The organism is Microbacterium sp. As-52, from assembly GCF_049949185.1.
GTDB classification, from domain to species: Bacteria; Actinomycetota; Actinomycetes; order Actinomycetales; family Microbacteriaceae; genus Microbacterium; species Microbacterium maritypicum_A.
On the sequence record NZ_CP188171.1, the window covers coordinates 913,674 to 926,626 of the forward strand.

Consider the following 12,953-nt stretch of genomic DNA (forward strand, 5'->3'; position numbering starts at 1 on the left):
CCCAGGCCGCGCGCCGCAGAGCATCTCGAGCCTAGGACGAGAGCGCCGCGAACGCGGGAACGATGTTCTCGTTCCACACGTCGACGCCGAGCTTCGCGATCAGCGCGATGACGACGACGAGGAAGACCACGCGGATGAAGGTGGTCCCGCGCGAGATCGCCATCCGCGAGCCGAGGTAGCTGCCGGCGACGTTCGCGACTGCGAGGATGCCACCGAGCAGCCACAGCACGGCGCCGTGCGGGATGAACAGCATGAGCGCACCCGCGTTCGTCGCGAGGTTGACGATCTTGGCCTTGGCGCTCGCCTGCAGGAAGTCGTAGCCGAGCAGCGCGACCAGGGTGATCACGAGGAAGGTCCCGGTCCCCGGTCCGATCATGCCGTCGTAGAAGCCGATGCCGAGCCCCGCGGCACCCGCCATGATGTGGTGCTTGTGGCCGTGGAACCGCAACTGGGTCGCGGCGCCCATCTGCGGACGGAACGCGGTGAACAGTGCCACGGCGAGCAGCGCGATCACGATGATCGGCTTGAACGCGGCCGGCGGTAGCACCGTCGCGACGGCTGCTCCGCCGAAGGACCCGATCAACGCGATGATCGCCATCGGCACGGCGGTGCGCAGGTCGGGTCTGGCTCGTCGGTAGTAGGTCACACTGCTGGTCGCGGTGCCGAACACCGAGGCGAGCTTGTTGGTGGCGAGCGCCTGCACCGGGGAGATGCCGGGGATCAGCAGCAGCGCCGGAAGCTGCAGCAGCCCTCCCCCGCCGACGACCGCGTCGATCCAGCCGGCGCAGAACGCGGCGATCACCACGAGCAGCAGCACCCCCCACGTGAGCTGCTCGAGTCCGAGCACGGCGCCGATATCCACCTCGCCATGATTCCAGAGAGTCGGCACGACCCCCGCATCCGCGCTCGCACCGGACGCGGGCGCTGGCAGACTGGAGGCATGCTCGACGCCCTCCCGCTGCCCCAGCCGCTCGAATCGCGTATCGGAACCGCGCTCCTGCGCCGTGCGACGGTCGACGACACGGATGCCGTGATCACACTGCTCGCCGACGACCCGATCAGCGCGGCCCGCGGCGATGTCGCGTCCGACGAGGATCGTCCCGCGTACGCACGCGGGCTCGTCGAGATCCTGGCAGAGCCGTCGAACGATCTGCTCGTGGTCGAGCTCGACGGCGCGATCGTCGGCACGCTGCAGCTCACCTCGATCCCCGGGATGGCGCGCCGCGGCGCGCGGCGGCTGCTCGTCGAGGCCGTGCGCGTGCAGAGCAGTCTGCGCTCGTCGGGCATCGGCTCCGCCGTGATGCGCTGGGTGGGCGAATCCGCGGCTCCCGCGGTCGGCGCGACGATGGTGCAGCTCACCTCCGATGCCGCCCGCACCGACGCGCACCGCTTCTACGAGCGGCTCGGCTACGTCGGCTCGCACCGCGGCTTCAAGTACAGCGTGCCGCAGGGCTGAGCTCCGCGGCCCTGTTCGGCCACCGGCTCGCCACCGTCCGTTCACCAGACCCGCGACGGGCGGCAACCTGCGCCTCATAGTGTCCTCTCGCAACCCGAAACCGGCTCACAGCGCCGGACACCGAGAGGACACTCATGGCTCGCTTCACCCGCCGCGCGCGCATCGGCGCCGGCATCGCCCTGGCCACCACGGCCGCACTCGCACTCACGGCCTGCTCCGGCGCAGCTGACGCGACCGGCGGAGGCAGCTCCGACGTCGACGCCTCCGCCGCGACCTCTGTCACCGACTTCGGCACCTTCGCCGACCTCGAGGCTGCAGCCAAGGCCGAAGGCTCGCTCAACGTCATCGCGCTCCCCCGCGACTGGGCGAACTACGGCGAGATCCTCGACCTGTTCGCCGAGAAGTACCCCGAGATCACCATCAACGAGGCCTCCCCCGACGTCTCGAGCGCCGAGGAGATCCAGGCCGCGAAGACCAACGAGGGACTCGACACCGCGCCCGACGTGTTCGACATCGGCCTCACGGTCGCCCTGCAGAACACCGACGTCTTCGCGCCGTACAAGGTGCAGACGTGGGATGACATCCCCGAGGAGCTGAAGGAGCCCACCGGCCTCTTCGTCGGCGACTACGGCGGGTACATGTCGATCGGCTACGACTCGTCGAAGTTCGACGCTCCGGCCGAACTCTCCGACCTGCTCTCGGCCGACTACAAGGGCGCCGTCGCGATCAACGGCGACCCGACCCAGGCCGGTGCGGCCTTCGCCGCCGTCGGCCTCGCCACCGTGCAGTCCGACGGCACGCTCGACGACTTCCAGCCGGGCATCGACTTCTTCTCCGAGCTGCAGAAGGCCGGAAACCTGCTCAAGGTCGACGTGACCACCGCGACGATCGCGAGCGGCGAGACCCCCGTCGTGTTCGACTGGGACTACCTGAACGCCTCGCACACGGCCGACAACAAGGACTGGAAGGTCGTCGTGTTCGACGGCACCGGTTACGCCGGGTACTACAACCAGGCCATCAACGCCGACGCCCCGCACCCGGCTGCTGCCCGCCTGTGGCAGGAGTTCCTCTACAGCGACGAGGTGCAGAACCTCTGGCTGAAGGGCGGCGCCCGTCCGGTGCGCATGGAGGCCATGACCGACGCCGGCACGATCGACGCCGACCTCGCTGCGGCACTCCCCGAGGCACCGGAGGAGACGGTCGTCCCGACCGAGGAGCAGTCGACGAACGCCGGCACGCTGCTCGGCGAGAAGTGGGCCTCGGCGGTCCAGTGACCACCCTCACCGCAACGGGGGCGGACGCCGCGGCATCCGCCCCCACCACCTCCGCCGGGTCCTCGCCGCACGCGAGGGCCCGGCGGTCCGCTCCGTCCTTCGCCTGGCTCGGGCTCGTCCCGTTCGCCGCATACGTCGTGCTCTTCCTGGCGGTGCCGACGATCCTGTCGATCGGCTCCGGCTTCTTCACGAAGGACGGCTCCTTCACCTGGTCGAACATGTCGGCCCTCGCCGATCCCGTCGTGCTGAACACCTTCGCGAACTCCGCCGGGCTCTCGCTGCTCACCGCCGTGGTGGGTGCACTCGTCGGTGCGCTCGTCTGCTACGCCCTGCTCGGCATGGACCCCGAAGGCCGAACGCGCTCGGCTGTGGACGCGGCGGCCGGCGTGCTGGCCCAGTTCGGTGGCGTCATGCTGGCGTTCGCCTTCATCGCGACCATCGGCATCCAGGGTGTCGTCACGGTCTTCCTGAAGGACTCGTTCGACGTCAACATCTTCGAGAACGGCACCTGGCTGTACGAGCTGCCCGGACTCGTCCTCCCCTACTTCTACTTCCAGATCCCGCTCATGGTCATCACCTTCATGCCCGCCCTCGCCGCGCTCAAGCCGCAGTGGGCCGAGGCCAACCTCACGCTCGGCGGCACCCGCGCGAGCTTCTGGCTGCGCATCGGCATCCCGGTGCTCGCGCCGTCGTTCCTCGCCAGCCTGCTGCTGCTGTTCGCGAACTCGTTCTCGTCGTACGCCACCGCCGCCGCCCTCGCCAGTCAGGGAGCGCAGATCGTGCCGCTGCAGATTCGCACTGCCCTCACGAGTGAGACGGTCCTCGGCCGCGAGAACCTCGCCGGCGCCCTCGCGCTCGGCATGATCGTGATCGTCGGGATCGTCATGGCCCTGTACTCCCTCGTGCAACGACGCGCGGCCAGGTGGCAGTCGTGAACCGGCTCGGTCCCTCCCTCGCGACCCGCGGGGTCATCGGCATCCTCGTCGGTGCGTTCTTCGCCGTTCCCCTGGTGTCGACGTTCCTCTTCACGCTGCGCGACCCCGAGGGCGGGCTGTCGTTCGCCCGCTGGATCGCGCTGTTCGACCCCGCGGCAGCCGCTACCCTGAGGCCGATCTGGGCGGGTCTGGGCAACTCCCTGATCCTGGCCGTCGTCACGGTGGCCATCGTGCTGCTCCTGCTCGCCCCCACCATGATCCTGGTGAACCTGCGCTTCCCCAAGCTCAAACCCGCCTTCGAGTTCGCGGTGCTGCTGCCCATCTCCATCCCCGCCATCGTGCTCGTGGTCGGCCTCGCTCCCATCTACCTGCAGATCGGTCGCGCCTTCGGCACCGGCACCTGGACGCTCGCCTTCGCCTACGGGATCACCGTGCTGCCGTTCGCGTTCCGCTCGATCCAGGCGTCGATCGATGCCGCCGACCTGCGCACCCTCTCCGAGGCCGCACGGTCGCTCGGCGCCAGCTGGCCGACGGTCGTCCTCCGGGTGCTCGCTCCGAACCTCCGCCAGGGGCTGCTCGCCGCGTCGCTCATCTCCATCGCGGTGGTGCTCGGCGAGTTCACGATCGCCTCGCTCCTGAACCGCCAGGTGTTCCAGACCGCCATGGTCGTCGTGAACAAACAGGATCCCTATGCGCCGGCGATCTTCACGCTGCTCGCGCTGGTGTTCGTCTTCCTCCTGCTCCTCGTCATCGGCCGCGTCGCCCGCGGTACCGGAAAGGCCCGCTCATGACCCTCGACCACGCGCTGCCGCGCACCAAGGACAACCTGCTGCTCTCGCAGGCGGGCGAGGGAACGCGCGTCGAGCTGCAGGGCATCGTCAAGAGCTACGGCGGCAATCGGGTGCTGCACGGTGTGGACCTGGACATCGCCCCCGGGGAGTTCGTCTCGCTCCTCGGCCCCTCCGGCTGCGGCAAGACCACGCTGCTGCGTGTGCTCGCCGGTCTCGAGGGTGGGGATGAGGGCGCCGTGCTCCTGGGCGGCGGAGACGTCTCTCGAGTGCCCACGAACAAGCGCGACATCGGGATGGTCTTCCAGTCGTACTCGCTCTTCCCGCACCTGCGGGTCGCCGAGAACACCGCCTTCGGCCTGCGCCGGCGCGGGATCGCGAAGGCGGAGGCTTCGCGCCGCGCCGTGGATGCCCTCGCGCTGGTCGGACTCGCCGACTTCGCCGACCGCTTTCCGCACCAGCTCTCCGGCGGACAGCAGCAGCGGGTGGCGCTCGCCCGTGCGCTGGTGACCGAGCCCAAGGTGCTGCTTCTCGACGAGCCGCTCTCCGCGCTCGACGCGAAGGTGCGCGTGCAGCTGCGCGACGAGATCCGCCGCATCCAGCTGCGACTCGGCATCACGACCGTGTTCGTCACCCACGACCAGGAGGAGGCGCTGGCCGTCTCCGACCGGATCGCCGTGATGAACGACGGTCGCATCGAGCAGATCGGTTCCCCCGAGCAGCTCTACACGATGCCCTCGACCGCCGGAGTCGCGGCTTTCGTCGGCCTGTCCAGCGTCGTATCCGGGGTCGCCGAGGGCGATCATGTGATGGTCTGGGGGCAGCGGCTTCCTCTGCAGTCACGGGCGGACGGGCCGGTCGATGTGTATCTGCGACCGGAAAACGTCTACTTCGCATCCGAGGCCGACGCCGCAGCCGATGCCCTGGTCGAGGAGAGCACCTTCCTCGGCAGCATGCGTCGTACGCTCGTCCGCACCGAATCTGGTGAGCTCGTCCGGGTGCAGCATGCGCCGGGCACCCACCCCGCGTTCGGGGATCGGGTGCGCATCGCGATCGCTCCCGAGCCTGTCGCCGTGCACCCGCGCGGCTGAACCCATCGCTCTTCCCCCGGGCCCGCCCCGAACGCTAGCGTGAGGCGCGAGGGGCGGGGCTCCCTCCATCCGAGAGAGAAAGGACGCCTCCTGGCAGGCAAATTCGAGCTGTACACCGACAAGTCCGGCGAGTACCGGTTCCGCCTGAAGGCCGGCAACGGCGAGGTCATCGCCATAAGCGAGGGCTACTCGTCGAAGTCCGCCGCTCTGAACGGCATCGACTCCGTGCGCCGCAACGCCGCGGACGCCGAGGTCGTCGAAGCCGACTGAGCTCGATACCCACGCTTCACGCCGAGACCCCCTGTCGCAGATGTCTGCGACAGGGGGTCTCGGTGATTTCGATGGGTCTCGGCGACGCGGGATCTCGGATCAGAGCACGCGCGAGAGGAAGTCCTTCGTGCGCTGATGCTGCGGGTTGCCCAGCACCTCGCGCGGGTCGCCTTCCTCGACGATGTGCCCACCGTCCATGAAGATGAGGCGGGATCCGACTTCGCGCGCGAATCCCATCTCGTGCGTGACGACGAGCATCGTCATCCCCTCGTCGGCCAATGAGCGCATCACCTGCAGCACCTCGCCGACCAGCTCGGGGTCGAGCGCCGAAGTGGGCTCGTCGAACAGCATCATGTCGGGGTTCATGCACAGCGCGCGGGCGATCGCCACGCGCTGCTGCTGCCCTCCCGACAGGTGCCCGGGGTAGGCGTCGGCCTTCTCGGCCAGGCCGACCCGGGTGAGCATGGCGTGCGCGATCAGCTCGGCTTCCTTCTTCGACCGCTTCTTCACGCGCTGCTGGGCGATCGTGAGATTGCCCAGCACATCGAGGTGCGGGAAGAGGTTGAAGCTCTGGAACACCATGCCGATGCGGGTGCGAACGCGGTCGATGTCGACGTCGGGGTCGGTGATGTCGATCCCCTCGATCAGCACCTTGCCGCCGGTCGGCTCCTCGAGCAGGTTCACCGAACGCAGCAGCGTCGACTTGCCCGAGCCCGAGGGTCCGATCACGCACACGACCTCGCCCTTGGTGACGGTGAGGTCGATGCCCTTGAGCACCTCGTTGTCGCCGAACGACTTCACGAGCCCCTGCACGTCGATCGCGGGGGCGTGGACATCAATCAGGTCGGTGATCATCGCTGCCTCGACATCCGTCGCTCCAGCCACGCGCTGAAGCGCGTGAGCGGAATCGTCACGATCAGGTACAGGATCGCCGCCATGATCAGCGGCGTTCCGTTCGCGTTCTGCGTGCTCGCATCGCGGGCGAAGGTCGTGAGCTCCTTCGACCAGATGAACGAACCCGCCACGAAGAGCAGCGACGTGTCCTTCAGCAGCAGCACGAACTCGTTGGTCAGGGGCGGGATGATGATCCGGAACCCCTGCGGCACGATGATCCAGAACGTCGTCTTCATGGGCGACATGCCGAGGGAGCGCGCCGCCTCGGTCTGGCCCTTCGGAACGGCCTGGATGCCCGCACGGATCGTCTCGGCCATGTATGCCGAGGCGACGAGGACGAGACCGATGAGACCGAGCACGACCGGTCCGCCCAGCTTCGTGCCGGGCACGCCCAGCGCGATCGGCAGGATGAACGCGATGCCGAAGATCGTGAGGATCGCGGGGAGCCCCCGGAACAACTCGATCCAGCACGTCGCGATCCACCGGAACGGCGCGATGGTCGACAGCTTCATCAGTGCCAGCACGACTCCGAGCAGCAGCCCCCCGGCGAAGGCAACGGCCGTGAACCACAGCGTGTTGACCAACGCGGTCGTGATGATCCCGGGGAACATCTTCGCCGCGACTTCAGGATTGAAGAACAGCGGGCCGATCTTCGCCCAGTCGGTGCTCACGATCGCCCAGACGGCGATCGCGATCAGCACCACGTAGACCGTGTAGCGATACAGCTTGCTCTTGGTGGTACGCCTCAACGCCATCGTCGAGGACCTCCCGCTCTACCGACCCCGCCGGTCACTTGGCCGCGAGGTACTCGTCGTAGATCTTCTGGTATCCGCCGTCGTCCTGGAGCTCCTTGAGCGCCTTGTTGACCGCGTCGCGCAGCTCGTCCTTCTCGCCCTTGGCGAAGGCGAAGCCGTACGACTCGTCGGTCGGGTACGTCTCGACGATCTTGTAGTCGGGGTCGTCCTGCTCGTGCACGTAGTTGACGGGCTGGTCCTGCAGGATGGCGTCGATCTGACCCGCCTGCATGGCCGGCCACAGCTCACCGTCCGAGGGGTACTGCACCAGCTGCGCACCCGGAGCGTTCTCGCCCGCGTAGGTCTCGCCGGTGGTGCCCTGCTGCACGCCGACGTTCTTGCCGTCGAGGTCGTCGATCGACTTGATGTCCGAGTCGGCGCGCACGAGGAGCGACTGCAGCGAGTCGACGTACGGGTCGGAGAAGTCGATGTTCGCCTTGCGCTCGTCGGTGATGGTCATCGCAGAGGCACCGATGTCGCACGTGCCGGCGGCGAGCGTGGTGCCGGACTGGAGCGCGTCGAAGCCCACGTCCTGCACGGCGAGCTTCAGGTCGATCTTCTCGGCGATCGCACTGAGCAGGTCGATGTCGAAGCCGGAGTAGCCGGTCTCGCTGGAGGGGTCCTCGACCTCGAACGGCGGGTAGGGGACGTCGGAGCACACGGTGAGCGTTCCGGCCTCGACGAGACCGTACTTGTCGTCGGCGGCGGGAGCGTCACTGCTTCCCGCGTCGGATGATCCGGTGGCGCAGCCGGCGAGCGCGAGGGTGGCCGTCGCCACGAGGGCGAGGCCGGCGATGAGGTTGCGACGAGGCATGTCGGCTCCTGTGAGTCGAGGGCACGGAGGCCCGCTGACGGGTAGGAGTTCATCTAAACATGCGGCTCGTCGCGTGACCAATGACATCGGCATCCGCGCGCATTACGTTTGTGTTGCAAGTACGCCCCGATCACACGTGGAAACCGAGTTCCTGGGTCGGTGCGACGCGGTGTCAGACCTCGAAGTCGACGGCGACGCGCGAGGCGACGACCGATCGGATGTACGCGGCGACCTCGGCGTGCGCGGGGTGCACCTGGTACTCGTCGATCGCCGCGACCGAGGCGAAGTCCGCGACGAGCGTGACGTCCCAGTTCGCCTCCGGATAGGCGACGTTCGCGCCGGCGGAGATGGAGAGGAGCTGCGGGACGACACCGTCGAGAGCGTTCAGCCGGCGAGCGACCTCGGCAGCCTGGGCACCACGCTCGGCGGCGTCTTCGGCGGCGAGCTTCCAGGTCACGACATGGCGGATGGTCACAGGGCTTCCTTCAGTTCGGTCGGGGATTCACCACGGAGTGCGTCTTCGAGCGCCTCTCGCAGCCGGTCGGGCGAGACGCGCCAATGCGCGTGCAGCTCGCCGTCGATCAGCACGACCGGGATCTTCTCCCACCACAGCTCGTACAGCGCGGGATCGTCCTGGATTGACGCCTCGACGATCTCGATCTGCTCGGCGGCGGCGTCGGGCAGCTCGGCGACGACGGCATCGATGACGTCGGAGGCGACGTCGCACAGATGGCAGTCGGGCTTGCCGATCAGAGTCAGCGTGGTCACGCCGACGGCACCTCGACCGCGCGGCCCTGGGCAATCCACTCGCCGGTGCCGCCCTCGACGTTCGTGGCGTCGTAACCGCGCGACTCCAGAGCCTCGACCACACGAGCCGAGCGCCCGCCTGCCTGGCAGATGACGTCGAACGCCTCGGCAGGCAGCTCTTCCAGCCGGTTGCCGATCTCGGACATCGGGATGTTGACGGCCCCCGGCACATGGCCGGCAGCGAACTCGTCCACCTCCCGCACATCGATGAGCGGGATACCGGTGCGCTCGGCGAGCTCGGTGACGGTGATCGACTTCATGACATCCTCTCGGCGGGACGGAGATGCGGCCGGAGACACAAAGCGCCCGTCCGAAGACAGGCGCTCGTGTCTGGTCGCTTACTTCTTGTTGCGACGCTGGTGGCGAGTCTTACGAAGCAGCTTGCGGTGCTTCTTCTTCGCCATGCGCTTGCGGCGCTTCTTGATGACAGAACCCACGGAAACCTCACTAAGTCAGTGGCTGGGTGTCGCCGAAATCGGACACCCGGGTACGGGCACGGAAAATGCCTCGGGTCAGTCTAGCAAACCCGAAGGCGTCGCCTGTCACACGCATCGACCGCCCGCAGGCGGCGGAGCACGAGAAGGCGATCGACGTCAGCCGACGTCGGCGATCGGGCGCTGCAGCGCATCAGCCACAGCGGACTCGGGTACGCGATAGCTGCGCCCGAAACGGACGGCCGGCAACTCCCCCGCATGGACCAGCCGATACACGGTCATCTTGGACACGCGCATGAGCTCTGCGACCTCAGCAACCGTGAGGAATCGGACGTCAGGAACCTCGGGCATCCCACGTACCCCTTTCTCGATGTGCACACTCTATGTGGTAGCTGGGACGCGTGTAAACCTCTGTGACTCGTGTGATCAGTGAGGTGCGACCGACCGCGAGAGCTCAGGTTCAGCCGGACTTCTTCGCCTTCGCCGACCGCTCCCTGGCCTCCCGCCATGTCTGACGCTCGATCTTGCGGGCCGACCGCAGAGCCTTCTCAGCCTCGCGCACCGCCTTCTGCGCCTCTTTGAGCCGACGATCCCCGGACACCTCGGCCGGGTCGATGTCGATCCACTCCGCCGCCTCGGCGTGCAGCTCTCCGCGGTCGAGGCCCGCGATGTACGCCGTGACCCCGTCGAGGGTCCGCTCGACGGCGAACCGGAACGGATCGGCCGTCGAGGTGAACACATCGTCTTCGATCGCGCGACGGAGCGCGGGGAACTCCTCGGCCGTGATCACCCGATCGAAGAGAGCGGCTTCGTTCGCGGCCACCTCATCGGGGGTGAGTCCCGTGCCGCGGGACTGCTCGGTGTAGCCGGCCTGCACGATCCCGCACCAGCGGGCATGCCCGGTCACCGCGAGCGCGACGGCCATGCGCTCTTCCGTCGTCAGCGCGGTGCCGTCGAGAGCGGCGAGCCCGGCATCCAGCCAGGCCGAGCTGTTCGGGGTGATCGGCGATCCGGTGATCGGCAGGGACAGCATCCAGGGATGGCGCAGGTAGAGCTTGACCTGCTCTTCATACAGGGCGATCAGTCGTCCGCGCCAGCCGTCGGCCTCGAGGTGGCTCTGCGGCGGCAGCCCTGTCGCCTCTTCCTGCATCAGCAGCAGCAGATCGTCCTTCGCCGTCACGTATCGGTACAGCGACATCGGCGTGAATCCGAGCCGCGCCGCGACCGCGGCCATCGACACGGCGCCGATCCCCTCGGCATCCGCCAGTTCGACGGCGGCGTCGACGATCTTCTCGACGCTCATCTCGCGCTTGGGACCACGCTGCGGGTTCGCGGCGACACCCCACGCCAGCGCGATCCCGCGTGGCAGCTCCGGCGGCTCCGTCTCAGTCATGCGCTCATCTTACTTCTGTTTATTATCTAAACAGTGTGTTACGGTCATACACAGTTGCGTTGGTGATACACAGTTTTCTACATACACAGAAAGGAGCGCCTGATGGAGACAGCCATCGAGGTGCAGGGGCTGCGCAAGGCCTTCGGGAACAAGACCGTCGTCGACGGACTGGATTTCGCGGTCGCCCGCGGCGAGGTCTTCGCCCTGCTCGGGCCGAACGGCGCCGGCAAGACCACGACGATCAACATCCTCACCACCCTCACCGCGGCAGACGCCGGCTCGGCGCGGGTCGCCGGCTGGGACATCGGGACGCAGGCGATCGAGGTCCGGCGACGGATCAGCCTCACCGGCCAGGCGGCAGCCGTCGACGATGCACTGAGCGCGTCCGAGAACGTCGTCATGTTCGCGCGGCTCGCCGGGCTCGGACGGGCAGCCGCGCGACGACGTGCCGCCGACCTGATCGACCAGTTCGATCTCACGGATGCCGCCTCCCGCATGGTGCGCACGTTCTCCGGCGGAATGCGACGTCGCCTCGACCTCGCCCTGAGCTTCGTGGTGACGCCGGAGGTGCTGTTCCTCGACGAGCCCACCACGGGTCTGGACACCCGCAGCCGTCGCAGGCTGTGGGACATCATCCGCATGCTGGCGAACGCGGGGACGACGGTCTTCCTCACCACCCAGTACCTGGAGGAGGCCGATCAGCTGGCAGACCGCATCGCCGTGCTGCACGACGGCAGGGTCGCCGCCCTCGGCACGCCTGCCGCCTTGAAGGCGCGCGTCGGCGGAGACACCGTCGAACTCCACGACCGCCGCGGCGAGCTTCACCGGCAGATCCCCACCGATGGCACGGTCGCCGACCTCCGGCGAGCGCTCGACCTGCTCGACGAAGACGGAGAGGACGGCACCGTGACCCTGCGCCGCCCCACCCTCGACGACGTGTTCCTCGCCGTCACCGCGGCCGCCCCCATCGACCACCCCGCGAAGGAGCTCGCATGAACATCACCCTCGCCGCCCCTCGCTCCGCGGCACCTGCCCTCCCCGCCCCTTCACCGCGCCCGCGCCTGCGAGGCCTCACCGCCGAGGCGGTGTTCGTCGGTCGCAGCCTGCGCCACTCGCTGAGGGACGGCGAATCGCTGCTCATGGCGATCATGCTGCCCGTCATGCTCATGCTCATGTTCACGTGGGTGTTCGGCGGAGCGATCGATCCGTCCGGCGCCTACGTCGACTACGTGGTGCCCGGCATCATCCTCACCTGCGCGGGGTTCGGAGCCTCCTCCACCGCCGTGTATGTCGCGAACGACATGCGCACCGGCATCATCGACCGGTTCTGCACGATGCCGCTGCGAGCGGGGGCGGTGCTGACCGGGCACGTCGTCGCGAGCGTGCTGCGCAACCTCATCGCCACGGCGATCGTGATCGGCGTAGGAGTGCTCGTCGGCTTCCGTCCGAGCGCGAACGCAGGGGAGTGGGTGGGGCTCGCCGCCCTGATCGCGCTGTACATCCTCGCGATCACGTATCTGTTCGCCGCCATCGGTCTTGCCGCAGGAAGCCCGGAAGGGGCGAACGGCTACGGCTTCGTGCTGCTCTTCCTCCCCTACCTGTCCAGTGCGTTCGTCCCGGTGGCGAGCATGCCGGAGTGGTTGCAGCCGGTTGCCGCGACTCAACCGATCACACCCATCGTGGAGACGATCCGCGGGCTGCTCACGGACGCTCCCGTGCAGGGCGAGGCATGGTGGGCGATCGGCTGGTGCGTCGTCATCCTCGCGATCGCGGTCGCCTGGGGCGCGTGGCTCTTCCGCCGCAAAGCCGGGCGACGCTGAGCGGACCGGCGGCAGCGGGCATCCCCCGCGAAGACATATCCCCGCGGAGCCCACATCCCAGCGGAGACATAGGCGTTCTGCGGCTTTCGCTCATCTGCCGCTGGGACTGTTGACGCAGGGCTCGTGCCGGCACCGCCGAGTCCGCCCCGGGTGTGGGGACCCGCACCTCGCCCCTGACGACAA

The 12,953-nt window shown here is 68.1% G+C and carries 18 protein-coding genes; 8 read left to right on the forward strand and 10 right to left on the reverse strand.

Features of this window, described 5'->3' with window-relative positions; genetic code table 11:
• Positions 1-31: 31 nt before the first annotated feature.
• Entirely contained in the window at positions 32-862 is an 831-nt protein-coding gene (locus ACLFA2_RS04430; RefSeq protein WP_021198044.1) for a sulfite exporter TauE/SafE family protein, read from the reverse strand.
• 78 nt (positions 863-940) lie between these two features.
• Here ACLFA2_RS04430 and ACLFA2_RS04435 point away from each other — a divergent pair, with 78 nt between their 5' ends.
• The 6 genes from ACLFA2_RS04435 (at position 941) to ACLFA2_RS04460 (ending at position 5,814) form a co-directional block, all read left to right on the forward strand.
• Positions 941-1,456, forward strand: coding sequence for a GNAT family N-acetyltransferase (locus ACLFA2_RS04435; RefSeq protein ID WP_297556878.1), 516 nt, complete (start codon positions 941-943; stop codon positions 1,454-1,456).
• A 134-nt stretch (positions 1,457-1,590) separates the two neighbouring features.
• Positions 1,591-2,730: an ABC transporter substrate-binding protein gene (locus ACLFA2_RS04440; RefSeq protein ID WP_021198046.1), complete on the forward strand. Its 1,140-nt coding sequence runs from the start codon at positions 1,591-1,593 to the stop codon at positions 2,728-2,730.
• Complete coding sequence (locus ACLFA2_RS04445; RefSeq protein WP_426622102.1) at positions 2,727-3,665, forward strand: ABC transporter permease; 939 nt, start codon at positions 2,727-2,729, stop codon at positions 3,663-3,665. The genes ACLFA2_RS04440 and ACLFA2_RS04445 overlap by 4 nt, the downstream gene beginning before the upstream one ends.
• Positions 3,662-4,456 (forward strand): ABC transporter permease, encoded by a 795-nt coding sequence (locus ACLFA2_RS04450; protein ID WP_136025370.1) that lies wholly within the window; start codon positions 3,662-3,664, stop codon positions 4,454-4,456. Before ACLFA2_RS04445 ends, ACLFA2_RS04450 begins: the two co-directional genes overlap by 4 nt.
• Entirely contained in the window at positions 4,453-5,544 is a 1,092-nt protein-coding gene (locus ACLFA2_RS04455; protein ID WP_347124927.1) for an ABC transporter ATP-binding protein, read from the forward strand. The genes ACLFA2_RS04450 and ACLFA2_RS04455 overlap by 4 nt, the downstream gene beginning before the upstream one ends.
• Positions 5,545-5,583: 39 nt before the next feature.
• Positions 5,584-5,814 carry a YegP family protein gene (locus tag ACLFA2_RS04460; protein ID WP_426622103.1) on the forward strand — a complete coding sequence of 77 codons (231 nt, stop codon included), beginning with the start codon at positions 5,584-5,586 and terminating at the stop codon, positions 5,812-5,814.
• Between the two features lie 99 nt (positions 5,815-5,913).
• On the opposite strand, the gene ACLFA2_RS04465 is transcribed toward ACLFA2_RS04460, so the two are convergent.
• From ACLFA2_RS04465 to ACLFA2_RS04505, 9 genes are all read right to left on the reverse strand, one after another.
• Positions 5,914-6,669 (reverse strand): amino acid ABC transporter ATP-binding protein, encoded by a 756-nt coding sequence (locus tag ACLFA2_RS04465; protein ID WP_021198052.1) that lies wholly within the window; start codon positions 6,667-6,669, stop codon positions 5,914-5,916.
• Positions 6,666-7,463, reverse strand: coding sequence for an amino acid ABC transporter permease (locus ACLFA2_RS04470; protein WP_136025337.1), 798 nt, complete (start codon positions 7,461-7,463; stop codon positions 6,666-6,668). Before ACLFA2_RS04470 ends, ACLFA2_RS04465 begins: the two co-directional genes overlap by 4 nt.
• A gap of 34 nt (positions 7,464-7,497) precedes the next feature.
• Positions 7,498-8,316, reverse strand: a complete 819-nt coding sequence (locus tag ACLFA2_RS04475; RefSeq protein WP_021198054.1) for a basic amino acid ABC transporter substrate-binding protein — start codon at positions 8,314-8,316, stop codon at positions 7,498-7,500.
• Positions 8,317-8,488: 172 nt separating this feature from the next.
• Positions 8,489-8,791 (reverse strand): Dabb family protein, encoded by a 303-nt coding sequence (locus ACLFA2_RS04480; protein WP_029259769.1) that lies wholly within the window; start codon positions 8,789-8,791, stop codon positions 8,489-8,491.
• Complete coding sequence (locus ACLFA2_RS04485) at positions 8,788-9,084, reverse strand: glutaredoxin family protein (RefSeq protein ID WP_167253097.1); 297 nt, start codon at positions 9,082-9,084, stop codon at positions 8,788-8,790. The genes ACLFA2_RS04480 and ACLFA2_RS04485 overlap by 4 nt, the downstream gene beginning before the upstream one ends.
• On the reverse strand, positions 9,081-9,383 hold the full coding sequence (locus ACLFA2_RS04490; RefSeq protein WP_029259767.1) for a rhodanese-like domain-containing protein: 303 nt from the start codon (positions 9,381-9,383) through the stop codon (positions 9,081-9,083). The genes ACLFA2_RS04485 and ACLFA2_RS04490 overlap by 4 nt, the downstream gene beginning before the upstream one ends.
• Positions 9,384-9,461: 78 nt before the next feature.
• Positions 9,462-9,560 carry a 30S ribosomal protein bS22 gene (locus tag ACLFA2_RS04495; protein ID WP_003792170.1) on the reverse strand — a complete coding sequence of 33 codons (99 nt, stop codon included), beginning with the start codon at positions 9,558-9,560 and terminating at the stop codon, positions 9,462-9,464.
• A gap of 156 nt (positions 9,561-9,716) precedes the next feature.
• Entirely contained in the window at positions 9,717-9,908 is a 192-nt protein-coding gene (locus tag ACLFA2_RS04500; RefSeq protein WP_017204627.1) for a helix-turn-helix domain-containing protein, read from the reverse strand.
• A 109-nt stretch (positions 9,909-10,017) separates the two neighbouring features.
• Positions 10,018-10,950, reverse strand: a complete 933-nt coding sequence (locus ACLFA2_RS04505; protein WP_426622104.1) for a TetR/AcrR family transcriptional regulator — start codon at positions 10,948-10,950, stop codon at positions 10,018-10,020.
• A 102-nt stretch (positions 10,951-11,052) separates the two neighbouring features.
• Here ACLFA2_RS04505 and ACLFA2_RS04510 point away from each other — a divergent pair, with 102 nt between their 5' ends.
• Positions 11,053-11,946, forward strand: coding sequence for an ATP-binding cassette domain-containing protein (locus ACLFA2_RS04510; RefSeq protein ID WP_401125114.1), 894 nt, complete (start codon positions 11,053-11,055; stop codon positions 11,944-11,946).
• Entirely contained in the window at positions 11,943-12,770 is an 828-nt protein-coding gene (locus tag ACLFA2_RS04515; RefSeq protein WP_426622105.1) for an ABC transporter permease, read from the forward strand. Before ACLFA2_RS04510 ends, ACLFA2_RS04515 begins: the two co-directional genes overlap by 4 nt.
• The last annotated feature ends 183 nt before the right edge of the window (positions 12,771-12,953 follow it).

Excerpts from the sequence above, each read along its gene's own strand:
- ACLFA2_RS04435 (WP_297556878.1), top strand. The coding sequence starts at position 941 with ATGCTCGACGCCCTCCCGCTGCCCCAGCCGCTCGAATCGCGTATCGGA.
- ACLFA2_RS04440 (WP_021198046.1), top strand. The coding sequence starts at position 1,591 with ATGGCTCGCTTCACCCGCCGCGCGCGCATCGGCGCCGGCATCGCCCTG.
- ACLFA2_RS04455 (WP_347124927.1), top strand. The coding sequence starts at position 4,453 with ATGACCCTCGACCACGCGCTGCCGCGCACCAAGGACAACCTGCTGCTC.
- ACLFA2_RS04465 (WP_021198052.1), bottom strand. The coding sequence starts at position 6,669 with ATGATCACCGACCTGATTGATGTCCACGCCCCCGCGATCGACGTGCAG.
- ACLFA2_RS04470 (WP_136025337.1), bottom strand. The coding sequence starts at position 7,463 with ATGGCGTTGAGGCGTACCACCAAGAGCAAGCTGTATCGCTACACGGTC.
- ACLFA2_RS04475 (WP_021198054.1), bottom strand. The coding sequence starts at position 8,316 with ATGCCTCGTCGCAACCTCATCGCCGGCCTCGCCCTCGTGGCGACGGCC.
- ACLFA2_RS04490 (WP_029259767.1), bottom strand. The coding sequence starts at position 9,383 with ATGAAGTCGATCACCGTCACCGAGCTCGCCGAGCGCACCGGTATCCCG.
- ACLFA2_RS04500 (WP_017204627.1), bottom strand. The coding sequence starts at position 9,908 with ATGCCCGAGGTTCCTGACGTCCGATTCCTCACGGTTGCTGAGGTCGCA.
- ACLFA2_RS04505 (WP_426622104.1), bottom strand. The coding sequence starts at position 10,950 with ATGACTGAGACGGAGCCGCCGGAGCTGCCACGCGGGATCGCGCTGGCG.
- ACLFA2_RS04510 (WP_401125114.1), top strand. The coding sequence starts at position 11,053 with ATGGAGACAGCCATCGAGGTGCAGGGGCTGCGCAAGGCCTTCGGGAAC.
- ACLFA2_RS04515 (WP_426622105.1), top strand. The coding sequence starts at position 11,943 with ATGAACATCACCCTCGCCGCCCCTCGCTCCGCGGCACCTGCCCTCCCC.